Source organism: Pseudoalteromonas sp. C2R02 (assembly GCF_018860845.1).
In the GTDB taxonomy this organism is placed as follows: domain Bacteria; phylum Pseudomonadota; class Gammaproteobacteria; order Enterobacterales; family Alteromonadaceae; genus Pseudoalteromonas.
The window spans coordinates 83,065-97,010 of sequence record NZ_JAHKQC010000008.1 but is presented as its reverse complement, the minus strand read 5'-3'; the positions used below and the strand labels follow the sequence as shown (position 1 = coordinate 97,010).

The window sequence follows — 13,946 nt, the reverse complement described above, 5'->3', positions numbered from 1 at the left end:
GGTTCAAAATTTCAATGGACATCGGATTTAAGTGTTGGTTTATCCTCAATAGATGAAGATCACAAGTTTCTTATAGATACCCTCAATCAATTGCCTGTCTACATAATCATAGCAGTGATGATGACATTGATAAGATATTTATCACCTTAGTTGATTACACTAAGCATCACTTTGCTCGTGAAGAGCAATTAATGCAAAAAATATCCTTTCCAGATTATAACAATCATAAAAAGCAGCATCGTATTTTTTATCCCGTTTAAATGAGCTGTAAAACATGCTAACGCAGAAGCAAAGTAATCAGCTTGTACTTGTAGAAACGATAGAATTCTTAACGCAATGGTTTGTGGATCATATTGTTACTTTTGAAATTACATTGGGTGAAGATATTTGAGTGAATATTCAATACATGGACCGATAGAAGCCGCGATAAAGCACTTTATATATCAAAAGAAAATGGGCGAAATCAAATAACAACGCTATATGAAGAAGAGGATACTTGCTATATTCGCGAAGATTAAGCTTAAATAAAATGGTACTATAAGCTTATATTGAATCGATTATAAGTTGGGTTATTGTATTTATGAAGATAAGTTATGTATAAGTTTATTTTAGCATTTGTGGTAGGCTTATTATCTTTTAACCTCAATGCTCAAATTCATATTAATGTTGTGACTGAGCAGTGGTATCCATATAATTACCATAATCAAAAAGGGCAAGTAATCGGCCGTGCTACTGATAAAGTAAAAACAATATTAGATAAGTTAAAGTTAAGCTATACAATAAAAAGCTACCCTTGGGCTAGAGCCATGATGATAGCTCAGAAAAATGATAATACTTTAATTTATTCAATTTTTAAAACACCTGAAAGAGTTGATAAATTTCAATGGATTTGCCCTTTACTGCCACCAGTTAAAGTGTATTTATTTAAGCTTAAAAATAGATATGACTTAAAAGTTAATAATTTAGAGCAAGTAAAACAACATACAATTAGCATCAATCGTGGTGATAGCTCACATGAGTATTTACGCTCAGTTGGTTTTGAGTCTGGTATTAATTTAGATGTCACCTCTAGTGATGAGGTTAGTATCAATAAACTCTTTTTGAATAGAGTAGACTTTCTTGTTCAAACAGAATTTACTGCTAACCAATTATTGCGATCATTAAATAAACCCGAAAATAGCTTAACTAAGGTATTAGAATTAAAAAATTATTCTAATAATGCTATTTGTATGGCTTTTAGCTTAACGACAGATCAAAGCTTAGTTAATAACTTTAAAAATGAATTATTAAAGCTCAATCATCAAAGAAAATAAATTTATAAAAGAGATGTTAATGAATAAAAAACAGATCACCAAGTTGCAATTATTAGAGATAATACAATCTTGGGGTGAAGAAAAAATTTCAATAGAAAAATTACAAATTTGGATGCTGGATAACTTTGAGCCTGATGAGGTAGAGATTGGTCAAGGTGAAGATGAGTGCACTGTTGAGGCAATGCATATTGTTATGAATGAATATGAGCTAGCACAAGAAGGAAAATGTCTGCAAGCCCAGTATTTATTAGCGATAAATTATATTAATTGTTCTGAAGAAAATTATAATCAATGTAAAAATGATTTTTTACGCCATGCTTTTTGTGATTAACACTTTTTGATTTTATACCTTTTACTAAATAAATGATCAAAGTCCAAATCATCATCATTGGTGACAATATGAATATTTTTTTCTGTAGCAATAGTGTGGTTAATATATTTAACGCTGTCACCATCAACCATAGCTTTCAAACCATTGACTGATTTATAAAGGTAGTCATGACCTATAACAATAAAGTCTTCATCATCTAGTGTTTCAATGACGACTTTCGACTTAGTGCGTATGGTGTGTGGATCAGCCATGCAGGTATTGAGTATTGAAACCACATTTCCTTTAAAAAATATTTGATCACCTTCAAATGCAATATCATATTGGGCAGCAAGCTCGTCAAAGTTCATATTTTTAAGGGTTTCTAGATAGGTGTTTTGCGTGGCAGTTGCTGAAAAAACACTAAATATAGCTGCTGTTAGGAGTGCTTTTTTAAAAGAAAAAATCATAATGTAAATCCTGTAAGGTGAATACCATTCTAATTTAAGAATGGTATTCATATTGAACGCAGGTGTTACTATATGAATTTTGTTTAATTTCATCTTGCAGATTACATTAAATTACAACTACACTTGCATTAAATTTAGGTAACTGTTAGATAAATTTAAATTAAAAAATTTAGAATGCAAAATTAACTTATGTATTTTCAATAATGTAATCTAAACCACCTGTTATAGCTGCAACTTGTGCATTGATACAATCTTCATCTGTTGCTTTAGGGCTATCAGGGTAAACTTCTGTGGTAGTTGAGTAAGGAGCATGAGTAAAGCCAATACATAAACTTAATTTAGTTGTAGCGTAGTTTATTACACCGAATTGCTCTAATGGTGCGCCAATAATATTGCCTTGCTTATCTGCAGGTGCAATATGCGTTACTTTTTCAACAGATTTTATAATGGCTGTTTGAAAGTCTACAGCAGGGTTTATTGTATCGCCAACAAGATAGAAACCATCAGGAATATTCCAGTTTGTGTGTTCTACCGCATCACGAGCAGCTAAAGCTGGTCTAAAACGTGTATTATCTGTATCTGTTGTTTCATGTAAATCAATATGTGCGGTAATTTGAGTATCAAGAGATGCAATGCATTGCATTAAAGCCGCTGACTCTTCTGCCGGACTATTTTTATAAAAAGAACGATTAGGATCATCAGCATTTGGGTTCCATCTATTAATAGTTTCGTATCCCCAAGGGCTAATACATGGAGTAACAACAATATTAAAATGATTTGTATAATTTAAAGCTTTAGATTCTAAGAATGCTAACGCACCATGTACACCACTCGTTTCATAACCGTGTACGCCGCCTGTCACTAAAATAGTAGGCTTATTTGTGTCCCAATTACGACTTTTAACAACAAACAAAGGGTATTGAGCTTCATCATAAGAAAGTGCACCATACTGTGTGATATCAAAGTCTGACTTAAGCGCTTTAATTTTACTTACAACTTCATCTTGATATGAGCGTTTAATACTTTGCATAGAAAGCCAAAGTTTTTTTTCGTCAACACCCCATTTTATACCTGCAGTGCCTATTTGCTTGTTTGTTTGGTTGCTCATAAAAATACCTTAATGTTAACTACTAATAATAAAAGGTATTATATTTTATACCTTTTAAAAAATGGAAGAATAAACCCCAGCGATGTTTATATCAAGTCTGATCACTGAGAATATCAGCGTTAAATAAATTAATTAAAAATATTGCTTTACCTAAAGTTAACCTAAGGTTTTAAAGTCGCGTCATATTAATCACTCTTGGAGAGTTTTATGCGCAATTACCTTAACAATTACTTTGAAATACTAGATTTACCTTTTAACTTAAAAGAGCATGATTTAATTGAAACTATGATCAACAAACATATTTCATTGTTTAGCTTTAGTAGCTTGAATGTTATTTTAAACAAAGATTTAAGTTTAGAACCAAAGCCTCTTTTTGAACGAGTTATTCAGCAAAGTACGGGGGGTTATTGCTTTGAACACAATAAAATTTTCTACCTTGCATTGGAGCATTTAGGTTTTGAAGTCAGGCCTTTAATAGCGCGGGTGATGCTTAATAACGATCCTGAAAATGGCAGAAGCCATAGGTTGACTTTGCTTACTTTAAATAATCAACAGTATATTATTGATGTTGGTTTTGGTGTGATGAGTCCGAGAGGTTTGATTGCGCTTTCTCAAAGTGATAATACCATTTTGCCTTTTGCACAGTATCAAGTTGAATTAGATGATAGAAATACCTATCGCATTATAAAAACCAATGAGTTAAAACCTGTCACTTTATATCGTTTAGATTTATCAGAAGCGACTGAAACAGATTGTGACATATCTCACTTTTATAGTCATAAACATGAGCAAGCGGCATTTGTAAATCACCTTGTTGTCTCAAGAATAGATAAAGACACACGTTACTTAATACGAAACCTCACATTTACAAAATATGATGATAGTTTAAATACACATTTATCAAAGCTTATTGAGAACTCCTTTGTATTAAGACAGTTACTTCAAGAAAATTTTAAAATATCTATTTCAAATGAGGAAGCTCATTTTATTTACGAACATCAAATGAACTTACTTGAGAAAAATACTAAAAAAGCGTCATAGTTACATTAAAACAATAGAAATCAGTTAAATATCAATATAAAATTTGATTTCACTTAAAAAGGAACTTAGCTGTTACATATGATGAAATCTCTCCCTCTTTTATGCCTATTTACAACATTGCCTGGTTTTGCAAACTCTAGTTTTATTGGTGTTGATTATTTTCACTCTGATATTGAAATTTCAGATGAGTCTGCAAATACGGGTATGGCAGCCTTTAGATTAGGTACAAGTATTTATAAACAGATAGCAATTGAAGGACAATATATATCGGGTAATCAAACCGACAATATCTACAATATGGAATTTGATTTAGAAAATAGCAAAGCTGCTTTTATCTTATTACAATCTTATGCTGTGAATGGCTTTAGTCTTGATGTTTCCTTGGGTTATGCAAGCACCAAAATGACAGTGAGTGGGCCAGAAAATACCTTTAATGGTACAGATGAATATAACGGTTTTGCTTGGGGAGTATCTTTATATCAAGAGATACCTTCATTTAAAAATGCACGCGTAAAATTAGGATACCAGTCTTTGTATAATGACAGTGATTTAAGTATTACAGGTATTTCACTTGGTTTTAATTATCACTTCTAAAAGAAAATAAGGTTTATAAAATGAAAACTAATTTAAAACGTTTATTGCCTAACTTTACTTATAGTGTGTGTTTAGCATCAAGTATTGTTTTATCAGGGTGTGATTCAGATAATAACGCTGAAGCATTAGCTAAAGCTGTAGAGTTAGAATCTCAACGTGCTAAAGGTACAATCATCGAATCTGTTACCATTATTGGTGCGATGACACGTTTAAAAGTAGGTGAAACACATCAACTAAGTGCGTTAGGCATAGATACAAATAACGATGAGAGAGATGTTACAGCTGAGCTGGAGTGGTCATCAAGTGATGCTAGTATTGCAACAGTAAATAACAAAGGATTAGTGACAGCCGTTGCTAATTCATTAGAGCCGCAAGGGAAAGTTATTATCACTGGCACAACGATCAATGATATCTTTGCACAAGGAGAATTGTCAGTCAGTGATGAGGTGATTTCTTCTTTAGTTTTAAAGCAATCTGATCCGATTAAAGGTGATATCAATACCTGTATTGACGCAAATATTGTGGCTGATGTCACTTATGCTGATGATTATACTTCGTTAAATGTCACTAAAGATATTACTTTTTCGGTTGATAGTAATACTACCGCAACGATTGAAACCGGTGGCATATTACATACATCACATGCTGAAATTGAAAATACAATTGTGACAGGTAAAGTAAATAATATTTCAAACCAGATAGAAGTCATATCCAATCCCAAAAATTTAGAAACAATCGATGTCATTGTAGAGGACAAAGAAGTAAGCATTATCACACTTAATGTTGGCGATAGAATTAAAGTGCAATCGCAAGCTAACCTTGTAAATACAGTATCTGAAACGCCTATTAATATTGATAATAATATTAGTTGGCAGGCAAAAAATGATGCTTTAGCAGGGGTTACTTTAAATGGTACAACAAAAGGCAGCCTTTTAGCACTAAAACCTGGGGTTACTGAAGTGTATGCTACTTGTGGTGGTGTTCAAGGCACTGCAACATTAGAAATTAAAGGTGATGCTACGTTAGATACTTTAATGATAAATCAAGGTGAAGAGACAATCACATTTAAGGCAAAAGAGTCTATTGAAATCACTGTAAAAGCGCAATTTGAAGAAACAACTGCTGATATAAATGTCACTGAATTTAGTGAGTTATCTTTTAGTGATAATGAGTTAATAACCAGTGAACTAGTATCAATTGGCACTAACGCAGCTAACTACAAAGTAACAAGTACATCCAGCACAACTGGGGAAGTCATTTTAACTGTATCTTATGATGGTAAATCATCGGTAGCTAAGTTAATTATTGAATAAAATCTATTAGGAGCAATAAAGCTGAATTAATTTTATGTATTCAGTTTTTATTTAAAAAGATTTTTAGCAAAAACTTCATGTAATAACTATGATTCAAGTAGTTGATTTATATTATTACATGGAGTTTGAGTGAAAGTTTATACCGCAAGGCAAGCCATCTTAAATCGCAAAAAACAAGTTGTTGCCTATGAATTATTATTTAGGGATGGTCTAAATAACGCTTTTCCTGACGTAGAGAGCAATCAAGCAACGGCCAAGCTTTTACTTGATAGCCAATTTAACCAAGGCTTAAAAGAGATCACTTCAGGTAAAAAAGCGCTGATCAACTTTCCTGAAAGAGCAATATTAGATTTAATTCCCAGTTTATTACCTGCAGATCAAGTCATTATAGAAATATTAGAAGATGTAAAGCCTACTCCTGAAGTTTATGACGCGTGCAGACAGCTTTTTCATAAAGGATATAAGTTAGCATTAGATGACTTTGTTTATAGCAAACCTTGGGCACCTTTTATAAAGATTTGTCGATTAATCAAATTTGATATTATGGCAACCCCCTTAGATTCAATAGCGCCTTTGATAAACAAGTTAAAGCAGAATAAATCACTTAAATTACTTGCAGAGAAAGTAGAAACAAATGAAGAATACATTCAAGCCAAGGAAATGGGATTTGACTATTTTCAAGGATATTATTTTTGTAAACCGCAAATAATTGAACAAAGTGATGTGGATTCTAGCCAGGCTGCGATAATTGCAATTTATAATGAAGTATTAAGGGATAATCTTAATTATGAAAACATCGCAAAACACTTTGAGCATGATACTGCGTTATCTTATAAGCTTTTGCGTTTTATTAATTCAGGGTTATTTGCAGTAAGAGAAGAGATAGGCTCATTAAGACAAGCTTTGGTTTATTTAGGGGAAGATCGCGTTAAAAAGTTTGTTTGCTTAATCATGACGGCACATTTAGCACAAAATAAACCCTCTGAACTAACGCAATTATCAATTATTAGGGCAAGATTTTGTGAGTTGATTGCAAAAAAAGTATCACCAGGCATGAGTAATAACGCATTTATAATGGGGCTGTTTTCATTAATAGATGCCATTTTAGATAAATCTATGGAAGATATATTGCTTACACTGCCCATTGCAGATTCAATTAAAGATGCATTGCTCGGAAAAAGCAATATCCTTTTTCATGTATTAGAAGTTGAAAAATCATATGAAAAAGCAAGTTGGTGGGCAATGAAACAAGCTTGTGAAAAGGTTAATCTAGATGAGGCCGAGCTTGTAAAATATTACACAGAAGCTATCTCCTGGGCTAATAGTTACAAATCTTTAAATTAGCTACTTTTATGGATGTTTTATATACGCATAAAGTCTTTCATTTTTCTGAATAAACCATCTTTAAATCCTTCATTTCTTGTTACAAATTACCCCTCCAAAAAACAAGCTAATCATTCACCTAAGTATCGAAAAACGGTAAAATATTTATACGAAATTTACGATATATTTAATCTATAAAAATACCATTTTAAGACTTTCTTAGCGTTATATTCCAAGTTGTTGTTAAAGATCTAAATACTCTTGAGTGGTTAGCTCTTTAATAATATTAAGGAAGCAAGTATGCAAATCAATAAACCAAGTATCGTCATTGTAGGTGGTGGAGCTGGTGGTCTGGAATTAGCCACAAAGCTAGGTCATAAGTTAGGGAAAACCAATAAAGCAAATATTGTATTAATTGATAAAAGTCGAACTCATATTTGGAAACCTTTACTGCATGAAGTGGCAACAGGGTCTTTAGATACCAGTATTGATGGCGTTGTTTATTCGGCACATGCAGCTAAACATGGTTTTAATTTTCAGTTAGGTGAATTTTGCAGTTTAGATAAAGATAACAAGCAACTAACAATACGTTTAAATGATGAAACCACCTCTAATTTAAATGACTGTGTGGTGAAATATGATCATTTAGTTATTGCTATTGGCAGCATATCCAATGATTTTAATACGCCTGGGGTCAAAGAACATTGTTACTTCTTAGATTCACATAAACAAGCAGAGCGGTTTCAAAGCGCATTATTAAATCACTTTACGCAACTTCATCAAAATACAGATTTAGATGAATTAAAAATTGCGATTGTTGGTGCAGGTGCAACAGGTGTTGAACTCTCAGCAGAGCTTTACCATGTTGCCCAATTGCTCAAAAGTTATGGTTTAAATAACATGACGGCTAAAAAGCTAAAAATATACTTAGTAGAAGCAGGGCCAAGTATTTTGCCAGCTTTATCTAATCGTATCGCTCATTCGGCAAAACGTGAACTCATTAAATTAGGCGTAGATGTTTTAGAAAATACCCGGGTAGCCAGCGCTAATGAACAAGGTTTATTAACCAGTGAAGGCGTTTTAATTGAAGCCGATATTCAATTATGGGCCGCAGGTGTTAAAGTCGCTGACTTTATAAAAGACCTCAACATTTTTGAGTTAAATAAATCAAATCAAATATTAGTTAACAATACATTACAATCTACAGCAGATGATGCAATTTTTGTATTAGGTGATGCATGTGCTTTTAAACAAAGCGATGGCTCATTTGTACCACCGAGAGCGCAAGCTGCGCATCAAATGGCATCATGTATTGCTAAAAATATTATCAATGAAATAAACCATCAACCTTTAGATAATTTTGTTTATAAAGATCATGGCTCATTAGTGAATTTGTCTCGCTTTAGTACTGTTGGGAGCTTAATGGGTAACTTAACTAATAACTCTATGTTTATTGAAGGTAAAATTGCTAGGCTTATGTATATGTCATTATATCGTATGCATCAAAGAGCCATTCATGGCAGCTTGAAAACATTTGCTTTATGGCTAATTGAAAAGTTAATGAAAGTAGTACGCCCAAGAATGAAGCTTCATTAAGTTAACGCTAAAAACAATCAGGCAAAATACAGTTTCGTATTTTGCCTGATTGCCTTTTTGCACAGATATATTTACACCCTGCCTTATTATTTTAAGAAAGTCACATTCAAATTGCATCTAAAATCAGTTAATCTAGTGTTAATTATGTTACTAAGGTTAGAAGTTTAACTGAGTAACATCAATAATAACTATAAAGTAACGCAGGATGTTTATGTTTCATTCGCTTAAATTCACCACCAAAATTACCATCGCCGCCTCTTTAGTATTAGTACTTGTATTAGGACTATTCACCGTAAATAACTTCATTTCCATGCGCTCACAAACAGAGCAACAATTAGAACTTGTTTTAAAAGAAATATCACAATCAGTATCGCAAAATATTGCAAACTGGTTAAATGGCAAACTTAACATCGTAGTATCAATTGCTGATACTTATCAAACTCAAGATCCAGAGTCAGTGACTTTAATGCAAATTAAACAGGCGAATAAATCTGGTGATTTTAAAAATACTTACATTGGTAAGCTAGATGGCGCATTTGTTTTAAATGATCCAAGCATTGAACTACCCAGTGATTATGATGCAAGACAACGTCCGTGGTACCAATTAGCTCAAAAGCAAAATACTACGGCTTTTACTGCACCTTATATAGATGTTACTACCAATGAATTTACGATATCAGCCGTTGCGCCGATTTTAATCAATGGTCAGTTCTCGGGTGTGGCTGGTGGCGATATTGATATGGGTACCATTACAGAAATTGTTAATGGCATCGACTTTTTAGGTTATGGCTATGCTTTTTTAGTCAATAAAGAAGCTAAAATTTTAAGTCATCCAGATAATAAATATAATGATAAATCTATTACAGATATTTTTGGCCAAAAACTCGCATTAAATAGTGATTTTGTTGAACAAAATATTAATGGTGACGCTAAGCTGGTTTCGTTTATCGAGATCAAAGGCATTAAAAATGTGTCTTGGTATTTAGCAGTTGTAATAGACAAAGATATTGCATTCTCATCAGTTGATTCATTTAGAAATGTAGCAGCGATTTATATGGTTTTAGGTGTTTTTGCCATCGTACTTATGATGCAGTTCTTATTGCGTTATTTAATGAAACCTATGAACCGTGTATCAGATGCCATTAAAGATATCGCACAAGGTGAGGGCGATTTAACACGAAGGTTAGTTGTCGAATCAAACGATGAATTTGGTGTTCTTTCTAGCTATTTCAATGATTTCATTGAAAAAATACATAGCTCGATTACTCAAGTCAAAGATACAACTGTTGCGTTAGAAAAGTCAGTGGAAAGTTTAGTAAACAGCACAGAATCAACACTCAATATGTATAGTGATCAAACAGACTGTACAAATAGTGTTGCAAATGCAGTTACTGAGCTCACTTCAAGCGCAGCTGATATTTCTGACAATGCGAAAAATGCAGCAAGCTTAGCTAATACAGCTAATAGTGAATCGGAGCACAGCCAAAATAGCTTAAATGACAACATTAAAGAAATAGACCATTTATCACAAAAAATGATATCTGCACAAAACTCTATTACAAGTTTAAGTCAACATACCGCAAGCATTGGCCAAATTTTAGAAGTGATAAAAGGGGTGAGTGAACAGACTAACTTGCTTGCTCTTAATGCAGCAATTGAAGCGGCTCGTGCAGGAGAAGCGGGTAGAGGTTTTGCTGTTGTTGCTGATGAAGTAAGGCAGTTAGCGCAAAGAACACAAGATTCAACAAAAGAAATTGAAATTACCATCGCGCAATTGCAAGAAGGTTCTTCAAAAGCTGTGACTGTGATCACGCAAAGTCAAAAGGATTCAGAAAATAGTGTGCAATCGGCGCGTTTAGCGGGTGAGCAAATGGCTAAAGTTACCAGCACTATTTTAGAAATTGATCAGGTTAATTTAAGTGTCGCAAATGCCACCCATGAGCAAAATCAAGTAATAGGCTCATTAGATAAAGAAATTACTAATATCAGTGAGTTAAATAGTACAGGTCAATCAAATTTAAATAGCACTTTAGAAGAGTGTACGTTACTTAAAAATGAGTTTTATGAACTAGAAAAAATGTTATTAAAATTTAAAGTCTAAGTTAGCCAGTTATGCTTAATATTGGTTATATTAAGCATAATTTAGTTTTTTTTATAAATCTTTAATTGTTACCTATTGAAATATAAGGTTTTTATATTTGGCATGTGACTTGCCTTTTAATAGTCAAACATTTTAAATATATTGAAAAATTATAGGGATAAATAATGTCAGTAGCCACACAAGATAGACCCATTGAAAGTGTTCGACAAGAAGTAATCGATCAGCTAATAATGAATTATAGCCATGGTGAAATATCGTTAGAAGCATTTGAGTCGCGTTTAGATAAAGCGATGAATGGCACTGATCCACTGACTATTATTGAGTTAACTAAAGATTTAAACTTAAATGTTAATACAAAATATCAAGATAAGAAAAAAAGCGCGCTAGGGACGCATTATCAACAAGGTAAGACTAAAGAGCTAGATAAATTGGTTAATGTACTAGGCTCAAGTAAGCGCAATGGGCAATGGCATGTACCAAAAAAAATCACGATAATTAATGTTCTAGCAAGTGATACTCTCGATTTTACCCAAGCCAGATTTACACACCCAAATACGCAAATAGAAGTACTCAGTATTTTTGGTAGTGTTGATATTTTAGTACCAGAAGATGTGAATACTCATTCAAATGTAAATTGTATTCTTGGGAGTATTGAAAATGACTCTACAGCCCTTTTTAGTGCTGATGCGCCTACAATTTCGATTGAAGGAAAAGTCATATTAGGTAGCTTAGATATTAAAATAAAACAGCCAATAAAAGAGAAATGGCTTAGGTTTGCAGATAGCTTAAAGGCATTGTTTAACTAATGTCAATTTAACTAAAAATTTATTTAACTCGGTTAAGGTTATTCAAAATCAAACATCAAAAAAGGCTGTTATAAAACAGCCTTTTTAGTATTCAAAATTTGTTATAAAACTTTACCAAGGAATTTTATCAAGTTTTACTTCTGTGCCTAATAAGTTTGCAATCTTTGGTACTAAACGTTCTTGTTCAGGGCTTACTAATGAAAATACATGACCTTGTATATCATCAACAGTTACTTTTGGCGCATCAGCAAACTCAAATTGTTTTGTAGTTAATACATCTTTAGATAACTCTTGCTTCATCGCTTTCGCTTTGTTTTCAACTTTTTTCACAGTCTTACGTGCTGTTCGGCCTGCTCTGTGAATGTAATCATTGCTGTTTACTGGCAAATCAAAGTTAATGACGTAATAAAGGTTATCAAAATCAATACCGCGAGAAGCAATATCAGTCGCGACTAAAAACTTAAACTCTTTATTTTTGAAGCTGTCTAAGCGTTCTTTACGTCTTTTTTGTTGTACTTCGTTATGAATGCCTTGGTTTGAAAAACCATTTTCAGTTAATAACTCAGTTAGGTCTTTCACATCTTGTTTTGTACGTGTGAAAATAAGCGCTTGATCACATCTCAGCATTTGTAATAGCTTGATTAAGTGTGACTCTTTATGTTTTCTGTAACAACGATACATGGTATGTACAATTTTTGACTGTGCAGGCTGTAGTTGTTCCGTTTTAATTTCTTTTTGGTGTGATAAATTGTCTTTACTGAATTTAGCCAATGTTTTGCTATCAGTTGCAGAGAATAAAACAATTTGTCTTTTCTTTGGCAGGGCAGTAAGAATTGTTCTTAACTCTTGTTGAATGCCCATACTCACTAATCTGTCAGCTTCATCCATTACAAAATGTTTTAAGTTATCAAGCGAAAAAGTGCCTAGTTTTAAAAGATCAACTAAACGCTTAGGTGTAGCGATAACAATATCAGCACCACGTTTAAAACGCTTAACTTGAGATTCAACTCTTACACCACCAAAAATACTGATAGTACGTAAGTTTAAATCTTTACCATAGTTAGCAATTGATAACTCAAGTTGTTGTGCAAGTTCGCGTGTTGGCACTAAGTAAATAGCACGTACAGGGCGTACTTCATCTTGACTATGATCAACCTGACTTAATTCTTGTAATGTAGGCAATAAATATGCAGCAGTTTTACCTGTACCAGTAGGGGCAATAGCATATGTATCAGCGCCAGATAAAACAGCGCCAATAGACTTCTTTTGTATAGTGGTAGGTGTTTTATAACCCAAGCGTTTTATGTTTGCTTGTAGGGTCTTGTTTAGGCCTAATTCAGCGAATATCGTCATTTTGATCAACTTGTAACAAATAATGGCGGGCATTATACCTATAATTTAATAAAAATACTTATGTTTCATTAAAGGCATTATTTTTAAAACAATTTTATCTATAATTTTTCTATATATAAAATCACTTCACCCATTTTTAGACCAAATTTTATAATATCAGTCTTATTAAATAGTCTTTTACTATCTAACAGATACATCCAGTCATCAAGTGTGACTATATATTCAGTGCCCTCTACTTTTAGCTTTAAATCGTATTGCCACGTTAAAACACTGCCAATCACCTTTCCTTGTGCAATGCCAATCACGTCTGAAGCCGTTCCTTCATATACGCCATTATTTTGTTTGACTACGGTCCAAGTTCTAGTCGACTCTTCACCGTCGCTAAATATAAACTCTTCGTATATGATACCTGTGTTTCCTTGCCATCTTGCATTGATATCAACAGAAAAATGTCGTGTCATTTTTCCTGAACGATCAAAGACAATGCCATACGCCACAAGTTTATTATTGAAAAAATCTTCAAATTTAAAGGTGGGAGTTGTATTTTGGTAATCATCTAAATTTGGACTAGAGCATGACCATAAAAATAAACTCATTAAAATTAAAAATACATTTTTCATA

14 protein-coding genes are annotated in these 13,946 nt (G+C 32.9%); 10 read left to right on the top strand and 4 right to left on the bottom strand.

The window, feature by feature from the left end:
* Positions 1-89 precede the first annotated feature (89 nt).
* From KO527_RS26355 to KO527_RS01165, 3 genes are all read left to right on the top strand, one after another.
* Complete coding sequence (locus KO527_RS26355; RefSeq protein ID WP_354668595.1) at positions 90-260, top strand: hemerythrin family protein; 171 nt, start codon at positions 90-92, stop codon at positions 258-260.
* A 333-nt stretch (positions 261-593) separates the two neighbouring features.
* A complete protein-coding gene (locus tag KO527_RS01170) occupies positions 594-1,313 on the top strand; it encodes a transporter substrate-binding domain-containing protein (RefSeq protein ID WP_216038581.1) in 720 nt (239 codons plus the stop codon).
* Positions 1,314-1,332: 19 nt separating this feature from the next.
* On the top strand, positions 1,333-1,644 hold the full coding sequence (locus KO527_RS01165; RefSeq protein WP_216038580.1) for a hypothetical protein: 312 nt from the start codon (positions 1,333-1,335) through the stop codon (positions 1,642-1,644).
* Here KO527_RS01165 and KO527_RS01160 read toward each other — a convergent pair.
* Entirely contained in the window at positions 1,641-2,090 is a 450-nt protein-coding gene (locus KO527_RS01160; RefSeq protein ID WP_216038579.1) for a hypothetical protein, read from the bottom strand. The two genes, KO527_RS01165 and KO527_RS01160, sit on opposite strands and share 4 nt — an antisense overlap.
* A 187-nt stretch (positions 2,091-2,277) precedes the next feature.
* Positions 2,278-3,198, bottom strand: a complete 921-nt coding sequence (locus tag KO527_RS01155) for a M14 family metallocarboxypeptidase (RefSeq protein WP_216038578.1) — start codon at positions 3,196-3,198, stop codon at positions 2,278-2,280.
* Positions 3,199-3,405: 207 nt separating this feature from the next.
* On the opposite strand from KO527_RS01155, the gene KO527_RS01150 reads away from it, so the two are divergent.
* The 7 genes from KO527_RS01150 (at position 3,406) to KO527_RS01120 (ending at position 11,972) form a co-directional block, all read left to right on the top strand.
* Positions 3,406-4,239 carry an arylamine N-acetyltransferase gene (locus KO527_RS01150; RefSeq protein WP_216038577.1) on the top strand — a complete coding sequence of 278 codons (834 nt, stop codon included), beginning with the start codon at positions 3,406-3,408 and terminating at the stop codon, positions 4,237-4,239.
* Positions 4,240-4,317: 78 nt separating this feature from the next.
* Positions 4,318-4,833, top strand: a complete 516-nt coding sequence (locus KO527_RS01145; protein ID WP_216038576.1) for an outer membrane beta-barrel protein — start codon at positions 4,318-4,320, stop codon at positions 4,831-4,833.
* 20 nt (positions 4,834-4,853) lie between these two features.
* Positions 4,854-6,146, top strand: a complete 1,293-nt coding sequence (locus KO527_RS01140) for an Ig-like domain-containing protein (RefSeq protein ID WP_216038575.1) — start codon at positions 4,854-4,856, stop codon at positions 6,144-6,146.
* A gap of 129 nt (positions 6,147-6,275) precedes the next feature.
* Positions 6,276-7,490 (top strand): HDOD domain-containing protein, encoded by a 1,215-nt coding sequence (locus KO527_RS01135; protein WP_216038574.1) that lies wholly within the window; start codon positions 6,276-6,278, stop codon positions 7,488-7,490.
* Between the two features lie 279 nt (positions 7,491-7,769).
* The gene (locus tag KO527_RS01130) at positions 7,770-9,065 is read left to right on the top strand and encodes an NAD(P)/FAD-dependent oxidoreductase (RefSeq protein WP_216038573.1); all 1,296 of its coding nucleotides are present in this window, start codon (positions 7,770-7,772) and stop codon (positions 9,063-9,065) included.
* Positions 9,066-9,276: 211 nt separating this feature from the next.
* Positions 9,277-11,166: a methyl-accepting chemotaxis protein gene (locus KO527_RS01125; RefSeq protein ID WP_216038572.1), complete on the top strand. Its 1,890-nt coding sequence runs from the start codon at positions 9,277-9,279 to the stop codon at positions 11,164-11,166.
* 164 nt (positions 11,167-11,330) lie between these two features.
* Entirely contained in the window at positions 11,331-11,972 is a 642-nt protein-coding gene (locus tag KO527_RS01120; protein WP_216038571.1) for a LiaF domain-containing protein, read from the top strand.
* A 111-nt stretch (positions 11,973-12,083) separates the two neighbouring features.
* On the opposite strand, the gene KO527_RS01115 is transcribed toward KO527_RS01120, so the two are convergent.
* Positions 12,084-13,325 (bottom strand): DEAD/DEAH box helicase, encoded by a 1,242-nt coding sequence (locus KO527_RS01115; protein ID WP_216038570.1) that lies wholly within the window; start codon positions 13,323-13,325, stop codon positions 12,084-12,086.
* 98 nt (positions 13,326-13,423) lie between these two features.
* Complete coding sequence (locus KO527_RS01110; RefSeq protein WP_216038569.1) at positions 13,424-13,945, bottom strand: DUF3833 domain-containing protein; 522 nt, start codon at positions 13,943-13,945, stop codon at positions 13,424-13,426.
* Between the last annotated feature and the right edge of the window lies 1 nt (position 13,946).

What these genes read in the sequence shown, in the direction of transcription:
- KO527_RS01145 (WP_216038576.1), top strand. Translation starts at nt 4,318, where the DNA reads ATGATGAAATCTCTCCCTCTTTTATGCCTATTTACAACATTGCCTGGT.
- KO527_RS01150 (WP_216038577.1), top strand. Translation starts at nt 3,406, where the DNA reads ATGCGCAATTACCTTAACAATTACTTTGAAATACTAGATTTACCTTTT.
- KO527_RS01125 (WP_216038572.1), top strand. Translation starts at nt 9,277, where the DNA reads ATGTTTCATTCGCTTAAATTCACCACCAAAATTACCATCGCCGCCTCT.
- KO527_RS01110 (WP_216038569.1), bottom strand. Translation starts at nt 13,945, where the DNA reads ATGAAAAATGTATTTTTAATTTTAATGAGTTTATTTTTATGGTCATGC.
- KO527_RS01120 (WP_216038571.1), top strand. Translation starts at nt 11,331, where the DNA reads ATGTCAGTAGCCACACAAGATAGACCCATTGAAAGTGTTCGACAAGAA.
- KO527_RS01160 (WP_216038579.1), bottom strand. Translation starts at nt 2,090, where the DNA reads ATGATTTTTTCTTTTAAAAAAGCACTCCTAACAGCAGCTATATTTAGT.
- KO527_RS01140 (WP_216038575.1), top strand. Translation starts at nt 4,854, where the DNA reads ATGAAAACTAATTTAAAACGTTTATTGCCTAACTTTACTTATAGTGTG.
- KO527_RS01165 (WP_216038580.1), top strand. Translation starts at nt 1,333, where the DNA reads ATGAATAAAAAACAGATCACCAAGTTGCAATTATTAGAGATAATACAA.
- KO527_RS01115 (WP_216038570.1), bottom strand. Translation starts at nt 13,325, where the DNA reads ATGACGATATTCGCTGAATTAGGCCTAAACAAGACCCTACAAGCAAAC.
- KO527_RS01155 (WP_216038578.1), bottom strand. Translation starts at nt 3,198, where the DNA reads ATGAGCAACCAAACAAACAAGCAAATAGGCACTGCAGGTATAAAATGG.
- KO527_RS01170 (WP_216038581.1), top strand. Translation starts at nt 594, where the DNA reads ATGTATAAGTTTATTTTAGCATTTGTGGTAGGCTTATTATCTTTTAAC.
- KO527_RS01130 (WP_216038573.1), top strand. Translation starts at nt 7,770, where the DNA reads ATGCAAATCAATAAACCAAGTATCGTCATTGTAGGTGGTGGAGCTGGT.